Source organism: Methylobacterium guangdongense (assembly GCF_038442355.1).
GTDB lineage: Bacteria > Pseudomonadota > Alphaproteobacteria > Rhizobiales > Beijerinckiaceae > Methylobacterium > Methylobacterium guangdongense.
Map to the genome: position 1 here is coordinate 509318 of NZ_JBBXMX010000003.1, position 23326 is coordinate 532643.

Annotated in this window: 19 protein-coding genes; 11 read left to right on the plus strand and 8 right to left on the minus strand. The window is 69.0% G+C overall.

Going from position 1 to position 23326, the window contains the following annotated elements:
• The first annotated feature begins 14 nt into the window (after window positions 1-14).
• From AAHG09_RS09565 to AAHG09_RS09610, 10 genes are all read left to right on the plus strand, one after another.
• A complete protein-coding gene (locus AAHG09_RS09565) occupies window positions 15-446 on the plus strand; it encodes a hypothetical protein (protein ID WP_039892277.1) in 432 nt (143 codons plus the stop codon).
• Between the two features lie 54 nt (window positions 447-500).
• Window positions 501-1292 (plus strand): metallophosphoesterase, encoded by a 792-nt coding sequence (locus AAHG09_RS09570; RefSeq protein ID WP_039892276.1) that lies wholly within the window; start codon window positions 501-503, stop codon window positions 1290-1292.
• A gap of 49 nt (window positions 1293-1341) precedes the next feature.
• Entirely contained in the window at window positions 1342-3282 is a 1941-nt protein-coding gene (locus tag AAHG09_RS09575) for an AAA family ATPase (protein WP_010682403.1), read from the plus strand.
• Window positions 3283-3401: 119 nt separating this feature from the next.
• Window positions 3402-4250: a metallophosphoesterase family protein gene (locus AAHG09_RS09580; RefSeq protein ID WP_342106781.1), complete on the plus strand. Its 849-nt coding sequence runs from the start codon at window positions 3402-3404 to the stop codon at window positions 4248-4250.
• Between the two features lie 24 nt (window positions 4251-4274).
• Entirely contained in the window at window positions 4275-5204 is a 930-nt protein-coding gene (locus AAHG09_RS09585; RefSeq protein WP_039892273.1) for a 3'-5' exonuclease, read from the plus strand.
• 567 nt (window positions 5205-5771) lie between these two features.
• Window positions 5772-6344, plus strand: coding sequence for a hypothetical protein (locus AAHG09_RS09590; RefSeq protein WP_010682400.1), 573 nt, complete (start codon window positions 5772-5774; stop codon window positions 6342-6344).
• Window positions 6345-6981: 637 nt separating this feature from the next.
• Window positions 6982-7533 carry a hypothetical protein gene (locus AAHG09_RS09595; RefSeq protein ID WP_010682399.1) on the plus strand — a complete coding sequence of 184 codons (552 nt, stop codon included), beginning with the start codon at window positions 6982-6984 and terminating at the stop codon, window positions 7531-7533.
• Entirely contained in the window at window positions 7530-9665 is a 2136-nt protein-coding gene (locus tag AAHG09_RS09600) for a hypothetical protein (RefSeq protein WP_010682398.1), read from the plus strand. The genes AAHG09_RS09595 and AAHG09_RS09600 overlap by 4 nt, the downstream gene beginning before the upstream one ends.
• 84 nt (window positions 9666-9749) lie before the next feature.
• A complete protein-coding gene (locus tag AAHG09_RS09605) occupies window positions 9750-10898 on the plus strand; it encodes a TniB family NTP-binding protein (RefSeq protein ID WP_010682397.1) in 1149 nt (382 codons plus the stop codon).
• On the plus strand, window positions 10895-12838 hold the full coding sequence (locus tag AAHG09_RS09610; protein ID WP_039892270.1) for a TniQ family protein: 1944 nt from the start codon (window positions 10895-10897) through the stop codon (window positions 12836-12838). Before AAHG09_RS09605 ends, AAHG09_RS09610 begins: the two co-directional genes overlap by 4 nt.
• 464 nt (window positions 12839-13302) lie before the next feature.
• On the opposite strand, the gene AAHG09_RS09615 is transcribed toward AAHG09_RS09610, so the two are convergent.
• Complete coding sequence (locus tag AAHG09_RS09615) at window positions 13303-13608, minus strand: hypothetical protein (RefSeq protein WP_342106782.1); 306 nt, start codon at window positions 13606-13608, stop codon at window positions 13303-13305.
• 7 nt (window positions 13609-13615) lie between these two features.
• Window positions 13616-14830, minus strand: a complete 1215-nt coding sequence (locus AAHG09_RS09620; protein ID WP_342106783.1) for an efflux RND transporter periplasmic adaptor subunit — start codon at window positions 14828-14830, stop codon at window positions 13616-13618.
• A gap of 113 nt (window positions 14831-14943) precedes the next feature.
• On the opposite strand from AAHG09_RS09620, the gene AAHG09_RS09625 reads away from it, so the two are divergent.
• Entirely contained in the window at window positions 14944-18108 is a 3165-nt protein-coding gene (locus tag AAHG09_RS09625; RefSeq protein WP_342106785.1) for an efflux RND transporter permease subunit, read from the plus strand.
• A 68-nt stretch (window positions 18109-18176) separates the two neighbouring features.
• On the opposite strand, the gene AAHG09_RS09630 is transcribed toward AAHG09_RS09625, so the two are convergent.
• The 6 genes from AAHG09_RS09630 to AAHG09_RS09660 form a co-directional block, all read right to left on the minus strand.
• A complete protein-coding gene (locus AAHG09_RS09630) occupies window positions 18177-19169 on the minus strand; it encodes a DUF808 domain-containing protein (RefSeq protein WP_342106786.1) in 993 nt (330 codons plus the stop codon).
• 213 nt (window positions 19170-19382) lie between these two features.
• The gene (locus AAHG09_RS09635; RefSeq protein ID WP_342106789.1) at window positions 19383-19775 is read right to left on the minus strand and encodes a response regulator; all 393 of its coding nucleotides are present in this window, start codon (window positions 19773-19775) and stop codon (window positions 19383-19385) included.
• 2 nt (window positions 19776-19777) lie between these two features.
• Window positions 19778-20731, minus strand: a complete 954-nt coding sequence (locus tag AAHG09_RS31915) for a sensor histidine kinase (RefSeq protein WP_412760008.1) — start codon at window positions 20729-20731, stop codon at window positions 19778-19780.
• Between the two features lie 24 nt (window positions 20732-20755).
• Window positions 20756-21439, minus strand: coding sequence for a PAS domain-containing protein (locus AAHG09_RS09650; protein WP_342106790.1), 684 nt, complete (start codon window positions 21437-21439; stop codon window positions 20756-20758).
• A gap of 369 nt (window positions 21440-21808) precedes the next feature.
• Entirely contained in the window at window positions 21809-22558 is a 750-nt protein-coding gene (locus AAHG09_RS09655) for a DUF4396 domain-containing protein (protein WP_342106792.1), read from the minus strand.
• A complete protein-coding gene (locus AAHG09_RS09660) occupies window positions 22555-23301 on the minus strand; it encodes a glutaredoxin (protein WP_342106793.1) in 747 nt (248 codons plus the stop codon). The genes AAHG09_RS09655 and AAHG09_RS09660 overlap by 4 nt, the downstream gene beginning before the upstream one ends.
• Between the last annotated feature and the right edge of the window lie 25 nt (window positions 23302-23326).

A 23326-nucleotide genomic window follows, 5' to 3' on the forward strand; every position in this document is an offset into this window, starting at 1 on the left:
AGCCCGGAGGACGCATGCGCGCGAGCGACGACCCCCATCCCACCGAAAAGCGTCCCCTGCGCCGCGAGCCGCCCCGGGGCTGTGATCCGCTCGCGCTTTGGCGCACGGTACGGCTTCCGGACATCGAGGCCGCCGCGATCCAGAGGGTCCGCCGAGCCCTGGCCGGCGAGGTCTGCCTGCATCACAGGTCGTGGCCCGCGGCCCGGAGGGGCGAGGCCGCGGCCGCCATCGCCGTCGCGCTCGACCTCACCCGGGGCATCGAACCGGATCCCGCCGTCATGGACCTCGCGCTTTCGACGGTGCTCGTCGTCGCCTGGCGGGGAGATCCGGCGGCTCGCACCGTCCTCGCCCACGTTCTCGCCGGCTTGTCGCCAGACCCGCGCGACGTGGGTCCAAGGCGACCTCAGAGGCGGCGGCCGAGGCGCCGCGCCCCGCCGCGGCGGTAACCGCCCCCGCATCCCAAACGGCGAGACGATCCCAAGAACCCAGGAGGCGATCACGTGCGGATCTGGACCTTCAGCGACTTGCACCGAGACTTGTCGCGGGCGCCCTGGACGCCCGCGCACATCCCCGACGCCGATGTCGCTGTCGTCGCCGGCGATGTCGGGCAGGGACTGGCCGAGACCGTTCTGTGGCTGGCGCAGGCGATCCGACCGCACATGCCGGTCCTCGTCGTCGCGGGCAACCATGAATTCTACGGCTCGGCCGTGAACGAGGAGCGCGCGCTCGGACGCCGGGCCGCGGAGCGGCACGGCGTGACCCTGCTCGACGACAATACCGTCGAGATCGGCGGCGTCGCCTTCTCCGGCGGAACCCTCTGGACCGACTACGCCATCGACGGCGTGGGCAGCCGCCGGCGGGCCATGGCGGCCGCGCAGGCCGGTCTCAACGATCACCGTTGCATCGCGACGACCCGAAATCCAGGCTGGCAGACCTTCCGGCCGGCGGACGCCGCGGCCCTGCACGCCATCACCCGCGAGTTCCTGGAACGCGCGCTGTCGAGGGTCGACCCGCCGGACACGCGGGCGCGACCGCACGTCGTGGTCACGCACCACGCCCCGGCCCGTGCCTCGCTCGACCCGAGCTTCGCCGGCAGCGTGCTGAACCCGGCCTTCGCGAGCGACCTTGGCGGCCTCATCGCCGCCGGCCGCCCGGACCTTTGGCTTCACGGCCACGTCCACGCCCGCCGCGACCACCGGATCGGTCCGACCCGGATCCTGTGCAATCCGCTCGGCTACGACGGCGAGAACCCCGCCTTCGATCCGGCCTGCGTCGTCGAGGTGCCGTCGTAGGCCGCGCGCCCTGGTGCTGAACATCGACCCATCCTTGGACGAGGCGACTATGGCCCATCTCAACTTCCTGCGGGACGATCTGAACGAGGCGGAGACTGGGGACGTCGCCGCCGACGAGCGGCGTGCCGCGACCGAGACGCTGGCGGCCTTCGCCCTTGAAGGGGCGCTCTCTCCAGCGCTGCGCCGCCGCATCGCCGCCGATCCGGCCTTCGCCCTCGTGGTCGAGGTCCCGGCCGCGGACTGGGTCGAGCCGATCCGCGAGGCATGCGTGCGCCTGGCGGAGTGGGGTTTCATCGCGGCGCGCACCGGCTCCTCGAAGTCCGAGGACCGACCTGACCGCGGTAACGGCCAGGTAGCCGACAAGCTGTCGCGCGGCGACCGGGTGCTCGGGGTCTCGCAATCGCCGGCGCGGTACCTGCCCTCGGCCCTCATCGCGGCGGCGGATCTGCACATCCGGCTCCCCGGCGCAACCGACGCCGTGGTCGCGCGGGTCGTCCAAGCTGCCACGGGGCAGCGTCCGAAGCTGCCGCCCGGGATCGCGCGCGGACTGAGCTATTACGAGGTCGCCGCGGCCGTGCGCGGTCCGACCGGCCGGGCCTGCGTCGCGCGCCTCTCCGCGGCGGCGCGTTCGAAGGTCTCGGCCGACCCGGGCGTCGGCGCGGCACCCGACTTCGGAACCCTGGTCGGCTTCGGCGAGGCCCGCGCATGGGGCGACCGCCTCCTTGGCGATCTCGCGACCTGGCGCGCCACCGGCGCCCCCGCGTTCCAGCAAATCGACCGCCACGTCTGCCTGAGCTCGGCCCCCGGACTCGGTAAATCGACCTTCGTCCGCTCCCTCGCCAAGACCGCGGGATTGCCGCTCGTGGCGACCTCGGTCGGGTCCTGGTTCAGCTCGTCCGACGGGTATCTCGGCGGGGTTCTCCGTGCCTGGGACGCCGCTTACTCCAATGCCTGCGCTGCCGCTCCCAGCATTCTATTCCTAGATGAAGCGGACAGTATTCCTAACAGAAGCACGATGGACGACCGGGCGCGCGAGTGGTGGACCCCTCTGTGCACCAGCATCCTGCTGGCGTTCGACACACTGAACGCTCCGGGTGCGCCGGCGGTCTGCATCATCGCGGCGACGAACCATGGCGGCAAGCTCGATCCCGCCTTGATCCGTCCGGGCAGGCTGGGGCGGGTGATCGAGATCAAGGCGCCCTCGGCCGCGGACTTGGCGACGATCCTTCGGCAGCACCTCGACGACGGCGAGCTGCCCGACGTCGATCTGGGGTCACTCGGCGATCTCGCCCTCGGCGCCACCGGCGCACAGGTTGCGGGATGGGTATTGGAGGCGCGCGCGGCCGCCCGCGCCGCCGGCCGGCCCCTCCGAGCGGCCGACCTGTTCGAGCGGGTGGCGCCGCCGGATAAGGGCAGCCCGGCGGACCGACGTCGGAGCGCGTTCCATGAGGCGGGGCATGGGGTTGCGTTCGAGCGGACCGGCGCCGCGCATGTCGCGCAGGTCGACCTCGTCCCGCGTCGGGACTCGGTCGGGGCGACGTCGGCGGAAATCCGTCTTGGGCCGTCCCCGACCCGCGCGGAGATCGAGGGCCTAGCGGTCGCGCTGCTGTCCGGGCGCGCCGCGGAGATCCTGTTCCTCGGGGAACCGAGCGCGGGCGCGGGCGGCGACAGCCGCTCCGACCTCGCGCGTGTCACGACCCTGCTCGCCGGCAACCATGGTTCGCTCGGGCTGGGCGAGGGCTTGGCATACCGTGGGGCGCCCCACGAAGTCGCTGTCGGGCTGACGCTCCAACCTGGGCTCCTCGAAGCCGTCGAGCGGGACCTCACCCGGCTGAGCGGCGAGGCGCTGGCTCTCGTGGAGGCGAACCGCGCCACCGTCGAGGCGGTCGCCGAGCTGTTGGTCGCAACGCGCGTGGTGTCGGGCGACGCGCTGCGGACGCTGATCGCCGAGGCGGACCACAACCGTGCCGCGCAAGGAGGACATGCTTGACGCTCCACGTTCCCGATCCTCCCATCCGGGTCGAGGCGCCCGCCCCGGGCGCACTGGTCGGTTCCGGTATCGGGCCCGGCGCTGTTTCCGCCCGACCGGAACCATCCGAGCCCGTTCCGATGCGGCTCTGGATCATGTCGGACCTTCGCGTCGATCTTGCGCCTTTCGACCTGCCCGACGCGCCCCCTGACTTCGACGCCGTCATCGTAGCCGGCGGCATCTGTCCCGGCCTCTGCCGGTCTGTGCGCTGGCTGGCCCAGGCGCTCGACGGGCATCGGCGCGGCCGGCCGGTCGTGCTCGTCCCAGGCCCGGCCGAGTTCCTCGACGGAGTTCCGGTCGCGGAGGCGCTCGCCGAGGCCGTGCCGCTCGCGAGGACCCTGGGAATCGCGCTCCTGCACGATGCCTCCGTCCGTCTCGGGGATCCGACCTCGTGCGGCGTTCATGTCCTCGGTGCGACGCTGTGGCCGAGCTTCGCCGTCGACGGTGCGGCCAACGAGCGGCAAGCACGGGCCCACGCCCGCCACCGCTGGTCGGTCAGGGGCCGCGCGACGAGCGCGCCCGGCGTCCCGTTCTTTCCGCACGATGCGGCCGGCGGCCACCACCGGTCGCGCGCCTACATCGAGGATGCCCTTTCTTCCGTGGTCGCCGGCGGCTACGGCCACGTGCCCGACCCGGTCGTCGCCGGCATCCGCGGCGGCGACCGCGCGGTGGTCGTGACCGCCTATCCTCCGTCGCGGTCGTGCCTGCCGCCGGCGCTTGCCCGGCCGCTCCTCGATCCGTGGCGCGTCTGCTGGCACGTGTCGGACCTCGATGGCGTGATGGAATCGTGGGGCGCGCCGGTCGCCTGGGTGCATGGCCAGGTGCCGGCGACCTGTGACCTGCGGATCGGGCGCACCCGCGTGGTGAGCAATTCCTTCGCCCGCGACCCGACGGCGGGATTCGACCCCTGCCGCACGATCGTCGTCTGAACCCCACCACCCCGGAGATAGCCGATGAGGTCCGATAAATGCGCGCCGTCCCACCCCCCGCGTGGTCACCTTCCCTGCTCGCCGCCGCGCCCTGCCGCGGCCGCCAGCGGGGAAGCGGTTTCCACGGGGGCCGCGCGCAGGCCGACGTCGCGCCGGAACGAGACCGCGCCGGCGCCGGAGGCGCTGCTCGTCGTCGACATCGAGACGACACCGGACGAGACCCTGGTTCCCGCTGACTGGCCGATCGACAGGTTCCCGAAAACTGCCTGGCACAGGATCGTCGCCATCTCGCTCGTCGAGGCCGACATCCTGCAGGACGCCGCGAGCGGCCAGGAGGCGTATCGGTTCGTCGACTGTCGCAGCGGAGGCGAGGAAGGCTGGGGGGAGGCGCGCCTGTTGCGGGGCTTCTGGAGGCATTTCTCGACGCGGAATTTCCGGTGCGTCTCGTGGAATGGGCGCGCTTTCGACATCCCCACCTTGCTCCACCGCTCCATGCTGCACGGCGTCGCCGCACCGCGATGGTTCGATCAGGGTACGCGGTGGTCGGGCTACGGCTCGCGATACTCGGGGGAATGGCATGCGGACCTGATGGACATGATGTCCACCTACGGGGCGTCGTCACGCCTCACGCTGGAGGAAGCCTGCGCGATGGTCGGCCTTCCCGGGAAGTGCGGCGAGCACGGTTCGCAGGTCGCCGACATGATCGCGCGGGGCGAAGTCGGCCGGGTGCGAGGTTACTGCGAAACGGACGTTTTGAACCTGTACGGTGTCTATCTCCGCCACCAGCACCTGAGCGGTCGCATGAACGCCTCATCGCACGACGATGCCGTGCGCGGCATCATGGAATTCCTGCGGCGCGAACGCGCTGGACGGCCGCACCTCGGACGATTCCTCGATGAGTGGCAGAAGCAGTCGTCCCTGCGCACGGCGTTCGTCGGCCGCCCGGGCGAATGATGCGCCGGCGGTGTAGCCGCGGCACCGCATGCCATCGTCCTCGAAGCGTAACTGCCGGTGGCGCTGCAAAGGACTGGCCTGACGCTCCTGTCCCGGCGGAGGTTCGGGACCAAAGTTCGGTCGGCCTTTCCTTCGAGCGACGGCCTTGACCACCAAGGATCGTCGATCCGATCCTTCAAGAATAGGATAAGTAATCCTTGGGTCTTGGAGTGCGGCTTCACCGCTCCCGGGCCATCATCACCTTTCCGTCTGATGAGCACGATTGCCCAGCGACGTGTATCGCTTGACGAACGATCATGAAAACTGGATGATGGTCTTTCGTGGCCGCATCGGTTGGACGATGCGTGTCACGCCGAATGGGGACGCGCGGCCCTGCAAGACCGCGCGCCCGTTTCGGAACGTCCCGCCGCCAGCGCACAAGGTTTTTCGACAGCCTGCGCTGGCGGCACCCTGACGAGCCTGGAGAGCCACGCCCGAATCCGGTCCGAATCCCCCGTATGCCATGCTGCCGCAGGCATAGCAAGTCGTTCCGTCGGATTTTCGCGTGGCTCCCTGTGAGGAGCCATCATGAACCAGCAATCCAGCGCCACCGGCATTCTTAACTTGGGCGAGGGTCCCAACCTCTGCCTCGTCGTCGGCACGGTGCATAAGACAGCGCTCGCCGAGGGAGGGGTCACACTGCCCCTGTGGATGGCGGTGGCGCTCGACGCCGACGACTGCCCGGCCGCACTGGGCCTGTACCGGGAATCGCCGACCGTCGGCGATCTCATGATGCTTCTCGGCGACGGCCCCGCCGACGCCGACGGGCTCGGGCCGCAGTGGACCTGCCGGGCAGCCGCCGCCGTCATCGTGGACCACGCCGTACTTTGGCAGGCCGACGAAATGCGCGGGTGGCTCGCCGAGCGGGGAACCGCCGTCTATGCCCAGTCGCCTGCCGGGTCCGACAGGCAGCGGGTGCAGCAGAGCTTCTCGGCGATCGCGCGGTCGATCGGCGCCGCCCTCAAGCGCGGCGCCCGCGGTCGCGACGCCAACGGCGCGGCGCTCGTCACCCCGGAAGACGCGGTCGCGGCCGCACGGGTATGGCGCGCCGCTCTCGATGCCGAGGCGGACGGCTCGATGCACTGTCAGAACTCGCGGTAGCGAGCCCTTCTCGACCGCCCGGCCCCGCGGAAGCGCGGGCCGGGCGGTCGGCTTCGACGACCTTCGCCACGACCCGAGTTTCCGACATCCGCGGCCCGCCGACCGATGTGGTCTCCTGCCCGAGAACCTGCCACCAGCGATGAAGAAACGCCCTTCCTCACCCGCCTCGGGAAAAAGCCCGCCGCGCGCGCGCCCATGCCCGTCCCTGACCGATGGAGCCGGTGACCCTCCGCCCGGCCCCGCGCGGCAGGCCTTCGGCCCCGGGCCGAGCGGCAAGGACGGGACCGCCGAACCTTCCCTGTCCGGTCGGGGTATCCCGGCGAGCCCGCGCACGGACGAGGCATCGCTCCGGGCCTATTTCCGAGGTCTCGCTCGCGCCGCGCCGCCCCCGCCGCTGGGGCGGCGTCGCCCCGAGCCCAAGGAGCGGGCCTGGCCGTTGCCGGTGGTCCCGCCGGACGCCCCGGACGCCCGCATCGTCTCATGCCATCCGGCCTTCGCGGCGCGATTCCCGGAAGCGCCGGTCCGGCCCATCGGTCGATCCTCCCGTTCGGCCTCGCGCGGCCGCCAGACCCGTTTCCCGAGCCTCAAGTCGTGCCGACACATGCGGCTCCGGTCGAGGCTGGAATACCGGCATGCCATGCTGTGCGAATTGGACGGCGACGTCGCGTGGTTCTGCGAGGAGCCGGTCGTGATCCGCTACAGGCTGGGCGACCGGCTCGCGACGCATCGCGTCGATGCCTACGTCCAGACAAAGCTGTCGTGCGACTTCGTCGAGCTCAAATACGAGGACGACGCGGCCAGCGCCGAGAACGAAGCTCGTTGGCCGTGGATCGCCCGCGCGGTCAATGCATTGGGCCTCGGCTACCGGGTGCTCACGGAGCGCCACGTCATCGACTCGCTCCGGGCTGAGACCGCGCTCGCGGTGTTCGAGCGGCGGATGACGCGCCTTCCGGAGCTGACCCGCATCCGAGCCATCGTCGACGCCGTCACCGAGCGGGGGAGCGTGTCCGCCGGCGACCTGGTCGCCGCCTTCGCGGACTGCCTCGACCTGAACACCGTCTTCGCGCTTGCGCGGCACGGCCACCTCGCGGTCGATCTCGACGCCGCGGCTGGGCCGGGAATGGGGGTGCGGCGGGGGGCGGGCCCGTTTCGAAGGATCGGGTTGGCGGCGGGAGGGGACCGGTCATGAGGAAGGTGGCGCTCGGACCAGGTGCGGTCGTCCGGTTCGAGGACGGCACGTACGAGCTCGTCGTCGAGTACGATGTCGACGGCGTTTCGCATTGGCAAGCGAAGTCGCTGGCGACCGGCATCGTGATGCCGCGCCGCTCGGACGAGGTGCGCCGAGCCTACGACCGCGGGGAGGCGACCCTCGACAGTCGATTGGAGCCGGAGACCGAGGAGGAGAGGCGTCGGCGTCGTCGCAACCATGGCGTGCCCCTGTCCGACATGCCGGAGACAGCGCAGAAGCGCGTCCGCTACCGCAAGGGCGTCATCCGGGAGGTCCAGCGCCGCATCGCGCCGGGATCCGCCCACGCGGTGGTCGCCTGGGTCGAGCGCAAGGGCAAGATGCGTCCGGTCACCGCCCTCGACCGCATCTGCGCCGAGGTCGGATCCGAGCAGGGGATCGAGGTGTATGGCACGCCCAAGCCATGCAGCGCGGCCTCGTACTATCGGTGGGTGTCGATCCTCGGGCAGCACGACGACCAGCGCGATTTGCGCGGGGATTTCGATAAGCGCGGCAGGACGCCCCAGGTCGACCCCCTGGTCACGGCCGCCATCAAGCGCGTGATGGGCCGCCTGCTCGAAGCCTCGAAATATCGGCGTCAGGTCGGCGGAAAGCCCGTCCTCACGATGCGCGAGATCATGGATGCCTCGCTGACGGAGGTGAAGGTCGAACGCCAGAGGCATCCGGAGCGCCCGCTGGAGCTGCCTGATCGGTCGACGTTCTACGTCTATTACAACCAATTCCCGGCACAGCTGCGCAACATCGCCAAATACGGCGCAACGCGCGCGCGCGCGATGCATCGCGGACCGGGCCAGGGGGGCGCTCCCGAGGCGGCGCTCTCCCACTTGCAGTTCGACGAGACGCGGCTCCCGTTCTTCGTGGTCCACGACACCCTCGGCATCCCGCTCGGACGTCCTTGGCTGGCGATCCTGGTGGATGTCTACTCGAACTGCATCGTCGGCTTTTACATCGGGTTCGAGCCACCCGGGGACCTCGTCCTGGCCGCCACCATGCGGCACGGATGCCTCATGAAGTCGTACGTCGCGGACAAGTACCCCGATATCCGCAACCCCTACCTCGCGGGCGGCATCGGGCGCTTCTACACGTTCGACAACAGTCTGCAGGCGCACGGCGACTCGATCCTGCAGATCACGTCCGACCTCGACGTGCCCTACGATTTCACGCCCCCGCGCTGCCCATGGGTCAAGGGCGAGGTGGAGGGTGCATTCGCCGTCGCCAACCAGACCTTCTTCCAGGAAATGCCCGGCTACGTGCTGTCGCCGGACCTCAAGTTCGACAAGCACGACTACGACCCGGCGGCCAACGCCGTGATCGGCCTTAGGCATCTGCTCTGGCTGTGGCATCATTGGCTGCTGGACATCTATCACGCCAACGCGCCCCGCAACGGCATGAGGATGAGCCCCAACGACCGCTGGCTCGAAGGCACGCGACGGGTCAAGCCTACCTTCATCGAACGCGGAACGGATCTGGACTTCCTCTTCGGCATCGTCCGCGAAGGGCGTCGGCTCGACAACCGCGGGGTCGTCTATGAGGGCCTGTACTATTACTCGGACGGCATCGACATCCTGCGCCGTCGGCGCGGGGCGAAGCTTCTCGTCAAGGTCAAGGTGAACCCGCTCAACCTATCCAAGGTCCACGTCTGGGACCCGGACGAGGAACTCTGGATCCCCGCCTACGCCCGGGACCAGGCCTATACGGAGGACCTCGACCTCCATCGACATACCCTGCAGCGACGGCACTCGGAGCGGCTTTCCGGACGCGACGACCTTGAGGGCTGGATCGAGAGCCAGGCGCACCTGCAGAGCCTGATCGCCTCCTCTGTCCAGGACGCGCTCGGCACCGGGATTCAATCGAAGATCGCGCGTGCCATGGGTCTCGGGACGCCGCGTGCCTTCGCCGCGCTCGACCACGATGGCCGGCTGCCCGTCCTCGTCGATCCGACGGGACGCCCGGCGCTCCCGCCCCCGGCGGCGGGAGCGGGATCACCCGCCTCGCCCCCGGCCAGCGATGCCGGTCCGAGGCGACGGCGTGAGATCCCCGTCTTCAAGTCCAATAAGTCCCTCGGCCACTCCTAGAGGGCCGCCCCCCAGTCGAAGGCCCCGGCGGTCGGCCCGCTACGGCTTGTCGCCCGAAGTTGCGTTTTACTCGGAAGAGACCAGATGACCTCCAGCACGCCGCGCCGCCGCAACATCCATCGGGAGATGCACGCCGCATTCGTGGAGCATCCCAACTATCAAGCTGTCGTCCAGGAAATCGAGGACGCCCTCGACCTCTACGAAGAGGATGGCGAGGTCGCGACGCTGCCTTGCATCCCGGTGGTGGGTCCTTCGGGGGTCGGCAAGACGACCGTCTTCAAGCAGATCAGGGCGGCCCATCCCCGCGTCGAGGACGGCCGGCGCGTGCAAATGCCCGACGGCACGGTCATCGTCGCGGACCATGTCCCCTTGCTCTGCGTGACGCTTCCCGCGGCGAGGATCTCGGTCGAACGACTGGGTCGGGAAATGCTCAAGGAGCTCGGCGACCCCCATGCTTCCCTTGGGAAGCCGGAGGGTCTGGACGAGCGCCTGGACCGATTGACACGGGGTTGCGGTGTGAAGGGCGTCCTGATCGACGAGGGGCAGCGCGTGGTCGACCGCGCGGGCGTGCTGACTGCCGAGAAGCTGATCGATTGGATCAAGGACCGGCATGCGAACAACAACGCATGCTTCTTCCTGTTCGGCCTGAACCGGATGAAACCGCTGTTCGAGCAGGACGGGCAGTTCGACCGTCGCTGGGACGTGGAATTGGAGATGACGCCGTACGTTTGGGGCGACGACGCGGACGAGGACCTTTCGAGCCGTGACGCCTTCATCGGATTGCTGGCGGGCCTCAGGGCCGAGTCACCCGTTCCGTTCGCGGAGGAGGTCGACGTGATGGACGACGAGACCGCGAAACGCTTCTTCTACGCGTCCAGGGGGCTGACCGGGGGCCTCAAGAAGCTCCTGACGCGGGCGATGCGCATCATCCTCGCGCGCGGCCGCGAGGCCGGGCGCGCCGGGCCGGCGCCGGAGCCGGTCATCGATTTCGCGCTTTTGCGAGAAGCGTTCGACAAGGCATTCCGAACGCAGAAGGCGAACGAGAAGCTCATCAACCCGTTTGGTCCGCAGTGGGACGGCCGGCTTCCACCCGCCATCGCCGAGGAGAACTACGTCACGGCGGCGGCGAAGGACAAGCGGCGCAAGGACAAGCTGCGCAGGACGCGGAACACCCGCAACAAGTCGACGAAGGCCGATCGCAAGAACGCTTTGGCGGAGGCGCTCACCAAATGAAAACGGTCCGCGACAGGCTGGTGGCCCGCGCCGTACCGGCGCCCGGCCAGACGCTGCACGCCTTCGTGCTCCGTCTTGCCGAGGCGAACGCACATCCCGGCTCGGCCTGGATCCGGCGGATCGCCGGACTGCCGCCTACCTTCGCCTCCCGGCCGTGCGACCTGACCGGGCTGGAGGCGGCGCTTGGCGGCGCGGTTCCGGCAGCGGAGCTTGCCGCCCTCGCGAGCTGGCCCGGTTTGGACGGTCGGATAGGTGTCGAGGGTGCGCGCGTCTCGCCGAGCCTGGTGGACCTTGCCCGGGCCCGCATCTGCCCGACCTGCCTGGCTGAGGGCCATCGCCCCCGGCCGGCCTGGGACTGCCGCCTTCTGGTGGCGTGCACGCGGCATGGGCTCCGGCTGGTCGACCGATGCCCGGACTGCGCTCGGTCGCTGAGCTGGGATCGGCCCTCGGCCGGTCGGTGCCGATGCCGAGCAGATCTCGCAACGGCGCCTGTCGTGCCTGCGGCCGCGGGAGCGCTGCCCTTGCTCGTCGCGTTGGAGGGGCTTCTGGGCGGTGATGGGCTGTCGGAGGGGCCGCAGGGCCTCCCCCCGGTCCCGACGTTCGATGCCGCGGCCCGGTTGGCCTGGTTCGCCGGCACCGCCTCCGACGCCGGCGGGGATTGGCGGAGCCGCTTCATTTCGAGGCCCGATGCCGCGGAGACCGAGGCCGTCCTGGAAAGGGCGGCGGCGGCGCTGCTCGAATGGCCTGCCGGCGTCGCGCCGTGGCTCGACGGCATCCAGGCCCGCCACGGCGAGGAGGGCCTCCGTCGCACCATGCTGCGGATGCGTGCCGCCCTCGACGACGTGGTGTTTCGCGGCTTCGTGGACGAGGTGCGCCGCCAGCTGTCCAAATGGCCGGGAAGGCCGGCGAAGGGCTGGGCAGCCGTCCGGGGCGAGGAGCTGGCGCCGACTTGGCTCGACGCGACGGCGACGGCCACGCGCCTCGGCACCACCGCCGCCAAGGTGGCAACGATGTTGGAGGCGGGCCATCTCGTCGGACGCTCCCGCCGTGTGGGCGGGCGCCGGGAATTTCGGATCTGTGCGGGATCCGTGGCGCGAACCGGCGACCGCCTCGCCGTCACCTTGGCGCCCGATGCAGCGGCGGCGCGGCTCGGCATCTCCCGGCATGCGCTGGAGGACCTGCGCCGTGCGGGCCTGCTGGCTATCGTGCGGCCACCGTGCGGGAACGGTATCAGCTGCGCTTATAGCCCGGACGAGGTCGATGGGTTGGTGGCCCGAATCGAGGCGGTTGCGACGCCGCGCTGTCCGTCGGGCGTTATCTCGCTCTCACGGGTGAACCTCTCGAAGCATCGCAAGCTGTCCGAGATCATTCGAGGCATCCTGCAAGGTGCCTGCCCTGTGTACCGGCTGCCTGGCCTCGATTGCCGATCCTCGCTGGCGTGTTTCGGCGTGGCGCTCGACACCGTGTGGGGCACACGTTTTCACGAGGATGGCAGCCGCTCGCTCGACGTCCGGCGCGCGGCCGAGGCCTTGGGGGTAGCGACGCGAATGGTGCCTGTTCTAGTCCGTGCGGGATGCCTTCTGGCGGCTTGCGACGAGAGTAACGGTCGTCTCTCCAGGAATGGCGTGGATGAGCGTTCGGTCCAAAGCTTTCGAAGGGACTACGTGATGGCCGGTGCGTTGGCGCGACGCCACGCCACCAACACGCGCACGGTCGGACGCTTGCTTCGCGAAGCCGGCATCGCCCCGGTTGTACGTTCGAACGTGACGCTCGGCATTTCGGCAGTCTGGCGCACGACCGACGTGGCTGGTTTCCGCATCCGAGATGGTTCTCGCCGTAATACAGGCGCTCCCGCCTCCGGAGAGCGCCGGAAAACAGATCGTGGATACCCTGTCTCTGGGCCGGCGTCCTGGCGAGTACCTTGCCGCCGAACCGGTTGATCAACCATGGATCCGTGTCGACGCAGGCTGGCGCCGGCGTCGACCTCAGGCAGGGAGGCGCTTTGCGCCGTCATAGGGATAAATTGGCTGACCGCGGGTGTACGCCAATGTCTTACGTTGAGACGGACCTTCGCATTTCTGGATCGACGAAAACGACAATTTCTCATTTGCTACACGATAGTCTCGCATTTTCATTCAGAAAAAATCCTCTAAGCTACTGATGCAGTTCATTTTCTTTTCGCAATTTTAGGCCGACAGACCAGTTGCCGGAGCGCGAAGGAGGGTTCGAAGGGATCTCTTTTCGAAGCCCGCTGACGCGGTCACGGCAGGCCGAGAGCGTTTGCGGGATCGCCTGAGACCGAGGGGCCATCGCGGGCTGCGCGCAGCGCGTTCAGATCCGGCCCTGAGTTAGTGCTGAAACCCGATCTTTCCTGATCCAGACCGACATCCCCTGGCCGGATGCGCTAGAGCCCCAGCTGCGACTTGTCGGTCAGCCGGCCGTTGCGGAACGTCAGCGTGAGATTGGCACCATAGGTCCCGCGACCGGGCCAAGAATAGGTGGCGCGCCGGACCCGCCCGATCGTCAGATGCGAGACGCGATGACCGCTGCAACCCAGCAGGGTCCGCACCCGGTGGTAGGTCATGCCCGTCTTGAGCGCTGCATAGCGCGCGTGATCGACGCGGCAGCCTTTCGAGGCCGCCGGTGCGGCCCCGGCGCCCGGCGCCGGAAGCAAAGCCGCGACGAGTGCGATGGCGAACAGGGGCCGCATCGCCCGTTCAGCCCCGCTCATTCGCGGCGGGCCCACCATCGGGCGCCGGGGATTTGGGGGGCGCGTCGGCCTTCGCGGACCGGATCTCGACCTTGAGATCCTGCCGCATGTCCTGAAGGTGGTCGGTCACCACGCGCTCGCCGGCCTTGAGCCCGGCCAGGATCGCGGTGTCCTCGCCGAAGCTGTCCCCCGTCGTCACGGGCTTCTGGCGCACGACACCCTGATCGTCGACCACGTAAACGATCTGCTGGGCGAGCCGGGCCGAGAGCGCGATGGTCGGAACCAGGAGCTTCTGCTCGGTGCCGGTCTTCACCCGCGCGCGGACGAACTGGCCCGGCAGGAAACGCTCGTCGGTGTTCGGCAGCAGCGCGCGCACGAGGCGCCGGGCGGTGCGGGGATCGAACCGGTTGTCGAGCTGGTAGACCTTCGCGTCGCGCACGGGCTTGCCGGCCTCGTCCAGCACCTCCACGCTCACGGGGCCGCTCTGCATCGCCTCGCGCAAGGCCTCGGAATCCTCGGAGGAGAGGGCCATCTGCACGTCGATCGGGTCGAGCTGCACCACCGTGACCAGCTCCGTCTGGTTCTCGATGACGAGGTCGCCGGGGTTGATGATCGACAGGCTCGCCCGCCCGTCGAAGGGCGCGTTGACCACCGCGTAGTCGAGGTTGAGGTTCTGCCGGGCGATCGCGGCCTCGGCCCCCTGGACCTGCGCCGAGGCCGAGGCCGCGTTCGACTGGAGCTGCTGCAGCCGCTGCTCGGAGGCGTAGCCCTTGTCGGCCAGGGTGTCGGTGCGGCTCACCTCGGCCTGGGCGAACTGGAGCTGCGCCTTGGCCTGCGCCTCCTGCGCCTTGGCCTGGGCGAGCGCCACCTGGAACGGGCGCGGATCGATCCGGAACAGCACCTGCCCTTTCTTCACGTGGCTGCCCGGCTCGAAGGGACGCTCGGTGACGTTGCCGGTCACCCGGGCCTGAAGCGCCGCGTCCTGGGGCGCGATGATCGTGCCCGTGTAGGTGAAGCTGATCGGAACGGATTCCGTCCGCGCCGCCACGACCGTCACGGTGAGGGGCGGTTCGGTCTCGGCGGTCTCGGTGGGCTTGTCCGACCAGGGCAGGGCGGCCATCACGGCGGATGGTTGCGGCCGACCCAGGGCGAACCAGCCGCCCGCCGCCAGAACCAGGGCTGCCCCGCAGCCAAGCAATCCGTATCGCACCCCCGCCCGCACGCCGTCCGCTCCCCGCTGCGGCGCTGCGCGCGCCGGACCGGACAGGGAACACGCCAAACGCGCTCGCGTTGCACGCCCGGTCCTCGTGGCCGTCCCCGTAACGCCGAGGTGCGATGTTCGCCCACTTCGTCGATCGGCCGATCCTGGCGGCCGTCATTTCGGTTCTGATCACCCTGATCGGCGCCGTGGCCGGCCTGACCCTGCCGATCGCGCAGTTCCCCGAGATCGCGCCGCCGATCATCAACATCCAGGCGACCTATCCGGGCGCCAGCGCGCAGCAGGCCTACGACGCGGTCACGACGCCCCTGGAACAGGAGATCAACGGCGCTCAGCACCTGCTCTACATCGCCTCGACCAGCAACACCGATGGCAGCGTCAACCTCGACGCCACCTTCGAGATCGGGTCCGACCTCGATGCCGCCGCCGCCGAAGTGCTGACCCGGGCGAACCGGGCCGAAGCCAAGCTTCCGGCCTCGGTGCGCGCGCAAGGCCTGGAGATCCAGAAGAGCTCCCGCCAGCGGCTCGGCAACATCGTGCTCTACGCCGATCCCGGCGCGCCCTACGACGAGCTGTTCCTGGCCAACTGGGCCGAGACCCAGGTGATCAAGCCGCTGCGCCGGGTCGACGGCATGGGCCGGATTCAGAATTTCTCCCAGAAGCGCTACGCCATGCGGCTCTGGCTCGACCCGGTGAAGATGGAAGCACTCGCGATCAGCCCCGACGCGGTCATCAAGGCCGTGAGCCAGCAGAACGAGCAGATCACCACCGGCTCCCTCGGCAAGCCGCCGACCGACGGCAAGCCCACGCCCTTCGAGCTGCAGGTCGTCACGCAGGGGCGGCTGAGCCAGCCGCACGAATTCGCCAACATCCTGCTGCGGGCCAACCCCGACGGCTCGGTGGTCCGGGTGCGCGACGTGGCGCGGGTGGAACTGGGTTCGGAACAGTACGGCGTGCGCTCCAGCTTCGACGGGCGGCCTTCGGCGACGCTCGGCCTCTACCAGACGCCTGGCGCCAACGCCGTTCACGTCATGGACGGGGTGAAGAGCACCATGGCCGAGCTGGCCCAGCGCTTCCCGCCGGGGCTCAAATACAAGATCGCCCTCGACCGGACCGAATTCGTCCGGGAGGCGATCCGCGAGGTCGTCCACACCCTGTTCGAGGCGCTGATCCTCGTGGTCGTGGTCACCTACCTGTTCCTGCAGAACTGGCGCGCGACGCTGATCCCCTCGATCGCGGTGCCGGTGGCGCTGGTCGGCACCTTCGGGCCGATGGCGCTGCTCGGCTTCTCGTTCAACACCCTGAGCCTCCTCGGCCTCGTGCTGGCGGTCGGCCTCGTGGTCGACGACGCGATCATCGTGGTCGAGAACACCGAGCGGCTGATGGACGAGGGGATGGAGCCACGCCCGGCCGCCCGGGAGGCGGTCAACGAGGTGGCCGGCCCGGTGATCGCCACCACCCTGGTGCTGGCCGCCCTGTTCGTGCCCGTCGCCTTCATCCCCGGCCTGACCGGCCAGCTCTACAATCAGTTCGCCTTGACCATCGCGATCTCGGTGATGATCTCGGCGGTCGTCTCCCTGACCCTGACGCCGGCACTTTGCGGGCTGATCCTGAAGCACCGGCCGGAAGGCGCGGAGGCGCGCCAGAGCCGGTGGAAGGCGCCGCTGCGCTGGTTCAACCGGACCCTGGAGCGAGCCGCGAATCTCCTCACCGCGATGATCGGCCGGCTTACCCAACACCTCGTGCTCGTCGGCATCGCCTTCGCGGCCTTCGCGGCGCTCACCGTGTTCCTCGTGATGCAACGCCCGACCGGATTCGTGCCGAACGAGGACCAGGGCTACTTCTTCGCCGACGTTGCCCTGCCGAAGGGTGCTTCGGTAGCACGCACCGACCGCATGACGGAGCGTCTGGGCAGAAGCCTGCGGGACATGCCGGAGGTCGATCACACGATCGGCGTCGTCGGCCGCAGCGTCCTGGCCGATGCCGTGGCGCCGTTCTACGGGTTCCAGATCCCGGTTCTGAAGCCCTGGGGCGAGCGGGCCGCCTCGGCCGACGAAATCATCGCCCGCGTGCAGAAGGAGTTCCGGCACGATCCGGACGGGAAGGTGCGGGTGGTCAACCCGTCCCCGCTGCCGGGTCTCGGCACGCGCAGCGGCCTGACGCTCGAGATCCAGGATCGCAGCGGTACCGGCGGCATCAAGCTCGCCGAGGCGGCTCAGCGCTTCATCGACGAACTGGAGAAGAGCCCCAACATCGCCCAGGCGCTGCCGACTACGAGCTACGGCGTTCCGCAGATCCGCCTGGAGATCGATCGGGCCAAGGCCGAGCAGCTCGGCGTGCCGCTCCAGAATCTGTTCGACGCGCTCGGGACCTATGTCGGGTCGAGCTTCGTCAATCTCTTCAACCGCTTCGGCTTTGTCTACCAGGTCTACGTGCAGAGCGAGGCCACGGGCCGGCGCACGATCCAAGATCTGGAGGCCTTGCCGGTGCTGAACAGCAAGGGCGCGCCGGTGCGGATCGGCTCGCTGGTGCGGGCGGAGTTCACCACCGGCCCCACCGCGGTCCTGTCGTACAACACCTATCCGGCCATCGAGGTGGCGATCGAGGTGGCGTCCAGCGCGAGTTCCGGCACGGTGCTCAAGCAGGTCGAGGCGCTGGCCAAGAGCCGGCTGCCCTCGGACTATGCCGTGGAATGGACCGACGTCGCCTATCAGGAGAAGGTCGCGGGCGGCTACGCCCCGCTGATCTTCGGACTGGGCGTCCTGATGATCTTCCTGCTGCTCGCCGGGCAGTACGAGTCGCTGCGCCTGCCCTTCGTGATCCTGCTGGCGACGCCGATCGCGATCTTCGGCGCCATCGGCTTCCTGGCGGTTCGCGGGCTCGAACTCGACATCTTCGGGCAGATCGGGCTGCTGCTCCTCGTCGGCTTGGCCGCCAAGAACTCCATCCTCCTCGTGTCCTTCGCGGAGGATCTACGCCGACAGGGCGAGGATGTCCTCAAGGCGGCCCAGGATGCGGCGCGGCTGCGCATGCGCCCGATCCTCATGACCTCCTTCGCCTTCATCACCGGCTCGATCCCGCTGGCCATCGCCAGCGGCGCCGGGGCCCATGCCCGCGTCTCCATGGGGACGGTGGTGATCGGCGGTCTGGTCGTCGCGACCTTCATCACCCTGTTCATCACGCCGACCTTCTACGTCGCCTTCGAGCGTCTGCTCGGCAGCCCGAGGCCCGCGCGCGATGAGCCCTCGCGGGACGGGGGCAGGGTCCAGCCGGCGGAATGAGCGCTCGGCTCAGCCGCCGGGTTCGAGGGCTCGGATGTCGAGGACGAGGCGCGGGCCAAACGATCCCGTCAGGTCCGACTGGGCCAGAGGCGGGACAGGCGTCGCCAGGCCGGCGCCAGAACGCGGCTCGTCAGCGGGATCAACAGGCCTCCGACCACCAGCCCGATCAGGCCGGACGCGACTGCGGTGACCAGCCATTCGACAAAACCGCTGGCGAAGGGCACGCGCGACGCGGCGGCGGTCGCAACATCGTGGGTCAGGTGCGCCGGTGCCGAAAGGCCGTAGGTTTCCAGCCCGTGCATCAGGATGCCGCCGCCGACCCAGATCATCGCCGCCGTACCCACGACGGCCAGGATCTGCAGCAGAACCGGCATGCCCTTGACCACGCCGCGCCCGAGACCGCGGATGAGGCTGCCGAGGGGCGGCCTCGCGGCGCTGCGGGCCAGCGCGAGGCCCGCATCGTCAGCCTTCACGATCAGCGCGACCACGCCGTAGACGCCCGCCGTGATGCCCACGGCCACGATGGCCAGCACGGCCGCACGCATCCAGACGCTGCCCTCCGGCAAAGCCGCCAGGGTGATGGCCATGATCTCGGCCGACAGGATGAAATCGGTCTTGATCGCACTCGCCACGCGCCGATCTTCCCGCGCCTGATCGCCCCCGACGTCGCCCGCGCCGTCCGCCTCCGCGCCGTGACCCGGATGGGCGGATAAGGCCTCATAGACCTTCTCGGCGCCCTCGTAGCAGAGATAGGCGCCGCCCAGCATCAGGAGCGGCGTGATCGCCCAGGGCGCGAAGGTGCTGAGCACGAGGGCGCCCGGCAGCAGGAACAGGATCTTGTTCTTGAGCGAGCCCAGGGCGATCTTGCCGACGATGGGCAGCTCGCGCTCCGCCGCGAAGCCCACGACGTAGCGCGGCGTCACCGCGGCATCGTCGATGACCACGCCCGCCGCCTTCGTTCCGGCCCGGGCGGCTTGGCCCGCCACATCGTCGAGGGACGCCGCCGCCGTCCTGACCATGAAGGCGACATCGTCCAGCAGGGCGATCAATCCGACGCTCACACGGTTCTCCTCAATCACTTTGCGCCCGTCGAAGAGACGCGCATCGTCGGCATGCTCTGACCGACCGGCACCTCCACGGGAATGTCCGTGCGTCGGTGCGGCCGTGTTCAAACGTACGGTGCTGGCCTTTTCTTCCTGGCACGCAACAGCGATCGCGTCTCACGGCCCTATCGGTGCATGGTCAACGCTCTTTGCGGCGGCGATGGCCGCTCGCTACGTCCGCGGGATCGCGATCCCGCTCCCGTCGATCTGGCGCAGAACCCTGTTCAGATCGAACGGCTTGGGCAGGAAGGTGGCCCGGGCCGGAAGGGCTTCCCGCATCACCGGGCCCTCGCCCGAGACCACGAAGAGGAGCGTCGGCGGGAAACGATCGCAGACGTAATGGGCGAGCTTCAGCCCGTCCATGCCGCCGGGCATCTGCACGTCGGTCAGCACGACGCGGATCTCGCCGTGCCGGTACAGCAGGGCGATCGCCTCCTCCGCGTTGCCGGCCTCGAAGACGCGCCAGCCCCGTTCCGCGAAGAAATCGACGATGTCGAAGCGCAGGAGCGCCTCGTCCTCGACCACGAGGACCGTCTTCTCACCGATCGGCGTGCTCTGACCCACCGCTACGCAGTCCCACCCTGGAAAGCCGCATCGCCCAGAGGGGCGTCCAGCGTAAACCGCAAGCCGTCCGGCGGGAATTCGGTCTCCGCCGTGCCACCGAAATAGGAGCGCAGCGAGCGTTCGATCAGGGTCGAGCCGAAGCCGCGCCGAGTCGGCATCGACAGGGGCGGCCCACCCTGCTCACGCCACGTGAGACGGAAGCGAGCGTCCGGCCCCGTTCCGTCGACCTGCCACGCCACGCGGACACGGCCGGGATCCTTCGAGAGGGCGCCGTATTTGGCAGCGTTCGTCGCGAGCTCGTGGAGGGCGACCGCCACCTGTGGCTGCAGGGTGACGGCGGGACCGTCGAGGGTGATGCGCGTGCCGAGTTCCCCGTGGGGCGCCAGGGCATGCTCCGCGAGGGTGCGCAGGTCGGCACAGCGCCACGAGGCCCCGGTCAGAACGTCGGTGGCCGCCCCCAGCGCGACCAAGCGCGCGGACAGGTTCTCACTCGCGGACCGCAGATCGGTGGCGCTGCGCAGGGTCTGCAGGGCGATGGACTGGACTACCGCCAGCACGTTCTTCAACCGGTGGGCCAACTCGCCGTTCAATAACCGCAGGTCGTCCTCGGCCCGTTTGCGAGCGCGGAAGTCGCGCGTGACGGTTCCGTAGCCGAGGGTGTTGCCATCCGGGTCGGTGACGGGGAAGGCCGTGAAGAGCACCGGGATCAAGGCCCCCGTGTCGAAATGGCGGACGGTCAACTCGCCCGCCCAGTGGCCGTCCCGCCCCACCGCGGGCAGGATCTCGTTGACCACCCGCGCCGCAGTCTCCGGCGGAAAGAAGTCCGCCATGGCGAGGTTGGCGATGTCGAATTTGCCCAGCCCCACCAAGTCCCGGGCGGCATCGTTCATGTAGAAGATCCGGCCGTCGACATGCGCCATGGCGATGAAGTCGGTGCTGTTCTCGGCCAAGCGCACGAAGCGGTCGCGCTCCTCCTCGCTCTATCGCAGCGCCGTGATGTCGCGCGAGACGGACAGGATCCGGTCGGGCTTGCCGTCCAGGCCCCGGATCGGACTGATCGCAACATGCCACCATCTGGGCGTGCCCCGCATGGTGCTGGCACGTCCCACGAAGCTGGCCGAGCGCCCCTCGCGGGCGCCCTCGACCGCCGCCACGGCCTCTGCGTGGCCGTTGCCCGTCCAGAAATCGGGCCACAGGCATCCGGAGATCGCGTTGAAGTCGCTGATTTCCATTACGCGTTGTCCGCCTTCGCTCATGAAGGTCAGCTTGCCGTCGAGGTCGAGAACCTTGATGCAGTCCGTCGAGCTGGACAAAACGCTCGTCAGGAACGCCTCGCGTTTGGCTGCGGACGTCGCGGCGCGCCGCAGCTCGTCCTGCGCGGCATCGGTGGCCAGGAACGCTTTTTGGAGGGCGACCACGAGCCCGACGAGGCCGGCGGCCGTTGCGGCGTAGATCGTGGAGGCCGCCCATTCTATCGGCGAGAGGATGCCGAACGCCGTGCTGTCCAGGAGCACGTAGGCCGCGCAGATGCACGAGAGCAGCGTGGCCCACAGCCCGGCCCCGCCCCCGAGCAGCGTCACCACCACGATGGCGGGGGTGAACAGGAACCACGGGGCGAAGTCGGCAAACAGCGCGAAGCGCAGCGCCGCGACGGCCAGGACCACCAGCGTCGCGACGCCATACCTCGGCAGAGGCGGCGGCGGGCTGGCGACGACGCCGGCGCGGAGACGGGAGAGGACGAGAGCCGAAATGGTCGTGGTCTCACGGGGGGACGACGGCTACCGTCGGGTTCGCCTCGTAATTACGATGATGGTGTCTGGGCCATGGCTGCAACACGCTGCCGAAGCTGCGCAAGCAACTGCCTCAGCGACTTGATCGGTTCGACTGAGAGCACAATGAAGAAGTTTAATCGACATCGCGCCTTTCCATGGATCCGCGCTCACCGCATTCGGTACGCACCTACGGAGGACTATCGAGCACACGACGTAACGGCCGGGCGCAGGCGCAGGATTGGCTACACTCGTCGATGTCGATCACATGCGTTCCTTGATGCCGGAGCGGACGAGCCACCAGTTCACTGGGTAGCTGGTCAGAAACCCCGCGATCATCGCGATCTGCATGGCGGCCCAGAACTCCACGACATTCACCGGCGCCTGCCGCCCCGCGAGATGCGGAAACAGACTGAACTGGGCGAAGGCCATGAAACCGTACATGCCGACCTGCCAGGCGATCAGCGACAGCGTGTCGGCCTTGATGGCGGCGATCAGCCCTCTGCCGGGCGAGAGGCCGCGCATCGGCACGATGGCGTAGTACTGGAAGACGATGCCGAGGGCGAAGGCACAGACGAAATTCAGCCCCCAGACAGCGTACATCTTCTCGTCGAACAAAGAGTGCCAGCCGAACCAGACCGCCACCGCAGGCACCAGAAAGGCGAGCCACTCGGCAACGACGTCGCCCAGCATGCAGCCGCTGCCGCAGTGCAGTGCCCCGGTCCCGACTGCCACCGGGAACGGTGTCCGGGTCATGTTCGGGGGCTTCTCGCTCCGCTCCATCGCGCGGTGGTGGGCCTCCATCGTGGCGAGTCGCCCGAAGCGGAAGTACGCCCAGACCACGGCCAGCGTGCCAAACAGGGCGCAGACCGGCCAGACGACGTTCATCACCGTCATGTGCTGCGGGTGCCGGATCACCTGCACCGAGAGCAGCAGCGCGCAGGGGGCCCCCAGCAGGAGGGACGCGATGGCGAGGGCATGGAGCCAGCCCGGGGCGGCGAAGGCTGCGCTCAATGGTGTACCGCCAGCATCCAGACGGCCATGGCGACCATCATCACGTTCTCGGTCAGCGAGACGAAGCCGAGCGGCACCTTGCTCGCTCCGCCGACGCAGGCGCACTTGATGTCGCGCTTGTCGACGTAGACCGCCTTGAACACCGAGACGGCTCCGATCGTGCCGATGAACAGCGCCACGGGAATGGAGATCCAGTTCAGGGCGCCCGCCACCATCAGGACGCCGGCGATGCCCTCCAGGAACGGGTAGGCGTAGGCGTAGCGAACCCAGCGGCGGCCGAGCAGGTCGTAGCCCAGGAACATCGACGAGAAGCTCTCGACATCCTGCAGCTTCAGCAGGGCGAGCACGCACATGCTGAAGGCGATGAACCACTCGGCCGCGCGCATCGTCAGCGGCGTGCCGTACACGGCGTAACTCGCCGCCAGCGCCATCAGCGCCGTCATCGAGAACACCGCGATGACTGGCGTGTAGGTGGTGGCGTTCGGGTCGTTGGCGGCCTTGCCGAAATGGCGCTGCAGATCGTCGAAGCCGCCGACGCGCTCGCCGTTGATGAAGGTCTGCGGCGTCGACTTGACCTGATGCTCGGCCTTGAAGCGGTCGGTCTCCGCCCGGTCGGTCAGGAGGTGATCCTCGACCTCGAAGCCCTGGCGTTCGAGGAGATCCTTGGCTTTCAGGCCATAGGGGCAGGTGTGTTCGGGGGTGACCATCCGATACAGGGTGGCCTTGCGGACGGCTGACGACATGAACGGCTCCTTGTTGAGGGGGGTC

Excerpts from the sequence above, each read along its gene's own strand:
- AAHG09_RS09565 (WP_039892277.1), top strand. The coding sequence starts at position 15 with ATGCGCGCGAGCGACGACCCCCATCCCACCGAAAAGCGTCCCCTGCGC.
- AAHG09_RS09575 (WP_010682403.1), top strand. The coding sequence starts at position 1,342 with ATGGCCCATCTCAACTTCCTGCGGGACGATCTGAACGAGGCGGAGACT.
- AAHG09_RS09580 (WP_342106781.1), top strand. The coding sequence starts at position 3,402 with ATGCGGCTCTGGATCATGTCGGACCTTCGCGTCGATCTTGCGCCTTTC.
- AAHG09_RS09585 (WP_039892273.1), top strand. The coding sequence starts at position 4,275 with ATGAGGTCCGATAAATGCGCGCCGTCCCACCCCCCGCGTGGTCACCTT.
- AAHG09_RS09590 (WP_010682400.1), top strand. The coding sequence starts at position 5,772 with ATGAACCAGCAATCCAGCGCCACCGGCATTCTTAACTTGGGCGAGGGT.
- AAHG09_RS09595 (WP_010682399.1), top strand. The coding sequence starts at position 6,982 with ATGCTGTGCGAATTGGACGGCGACGTCGCGTGGTTCTGCGAGGAGCCG.
- AAHG09_RS09600 (WP_010682398.1), top strand. The coding sequence starts at position 7,530 with ATGAGGAAGGTGGCGCTCGGACCAGGTGCGGTCGTCCGGTTCGAGGAC.
- AAHG09_RS09605 (WP_010682397.1), top strand. The coding sequence starts at position 9,750 with ATGACCTCCAGCACGCCGCGCCGCCGCAACATCCATCGGGAGATGCAC.
- AAHG09_RS09610 (WP_039892270.1), top strand. The coding sequence starts at position 10,895 with ATGAAAACGGTCCGCGACAGGCTGGTGGCCCGCGCCGTACCGGCGCCC.
- AAHG09_RS09615 (WP_342106782.1), bottom strand. The coding sequence starts at position 13,608 with ATGCGGCCCCTGTTCGCCATCGCACTCGTCGCGGCTTTGCTTCCGGCG.
- AAHG09_RS09625 (WP_342106785.1), top strand. The coding sequence starts at position 14,944 with ATGTTCGCCCACTTCGTCGATCGGCCGATCCTGGCGGCCGTCATTTCG.
- AAHG09_RS09660 (WP_342106793.1), bottom strand. The coding sequence starts at position 23,301 with ATGTCGTCAGCCGTCCGCAAGGCCACCCTGTATCGGATGGTCACCCCC.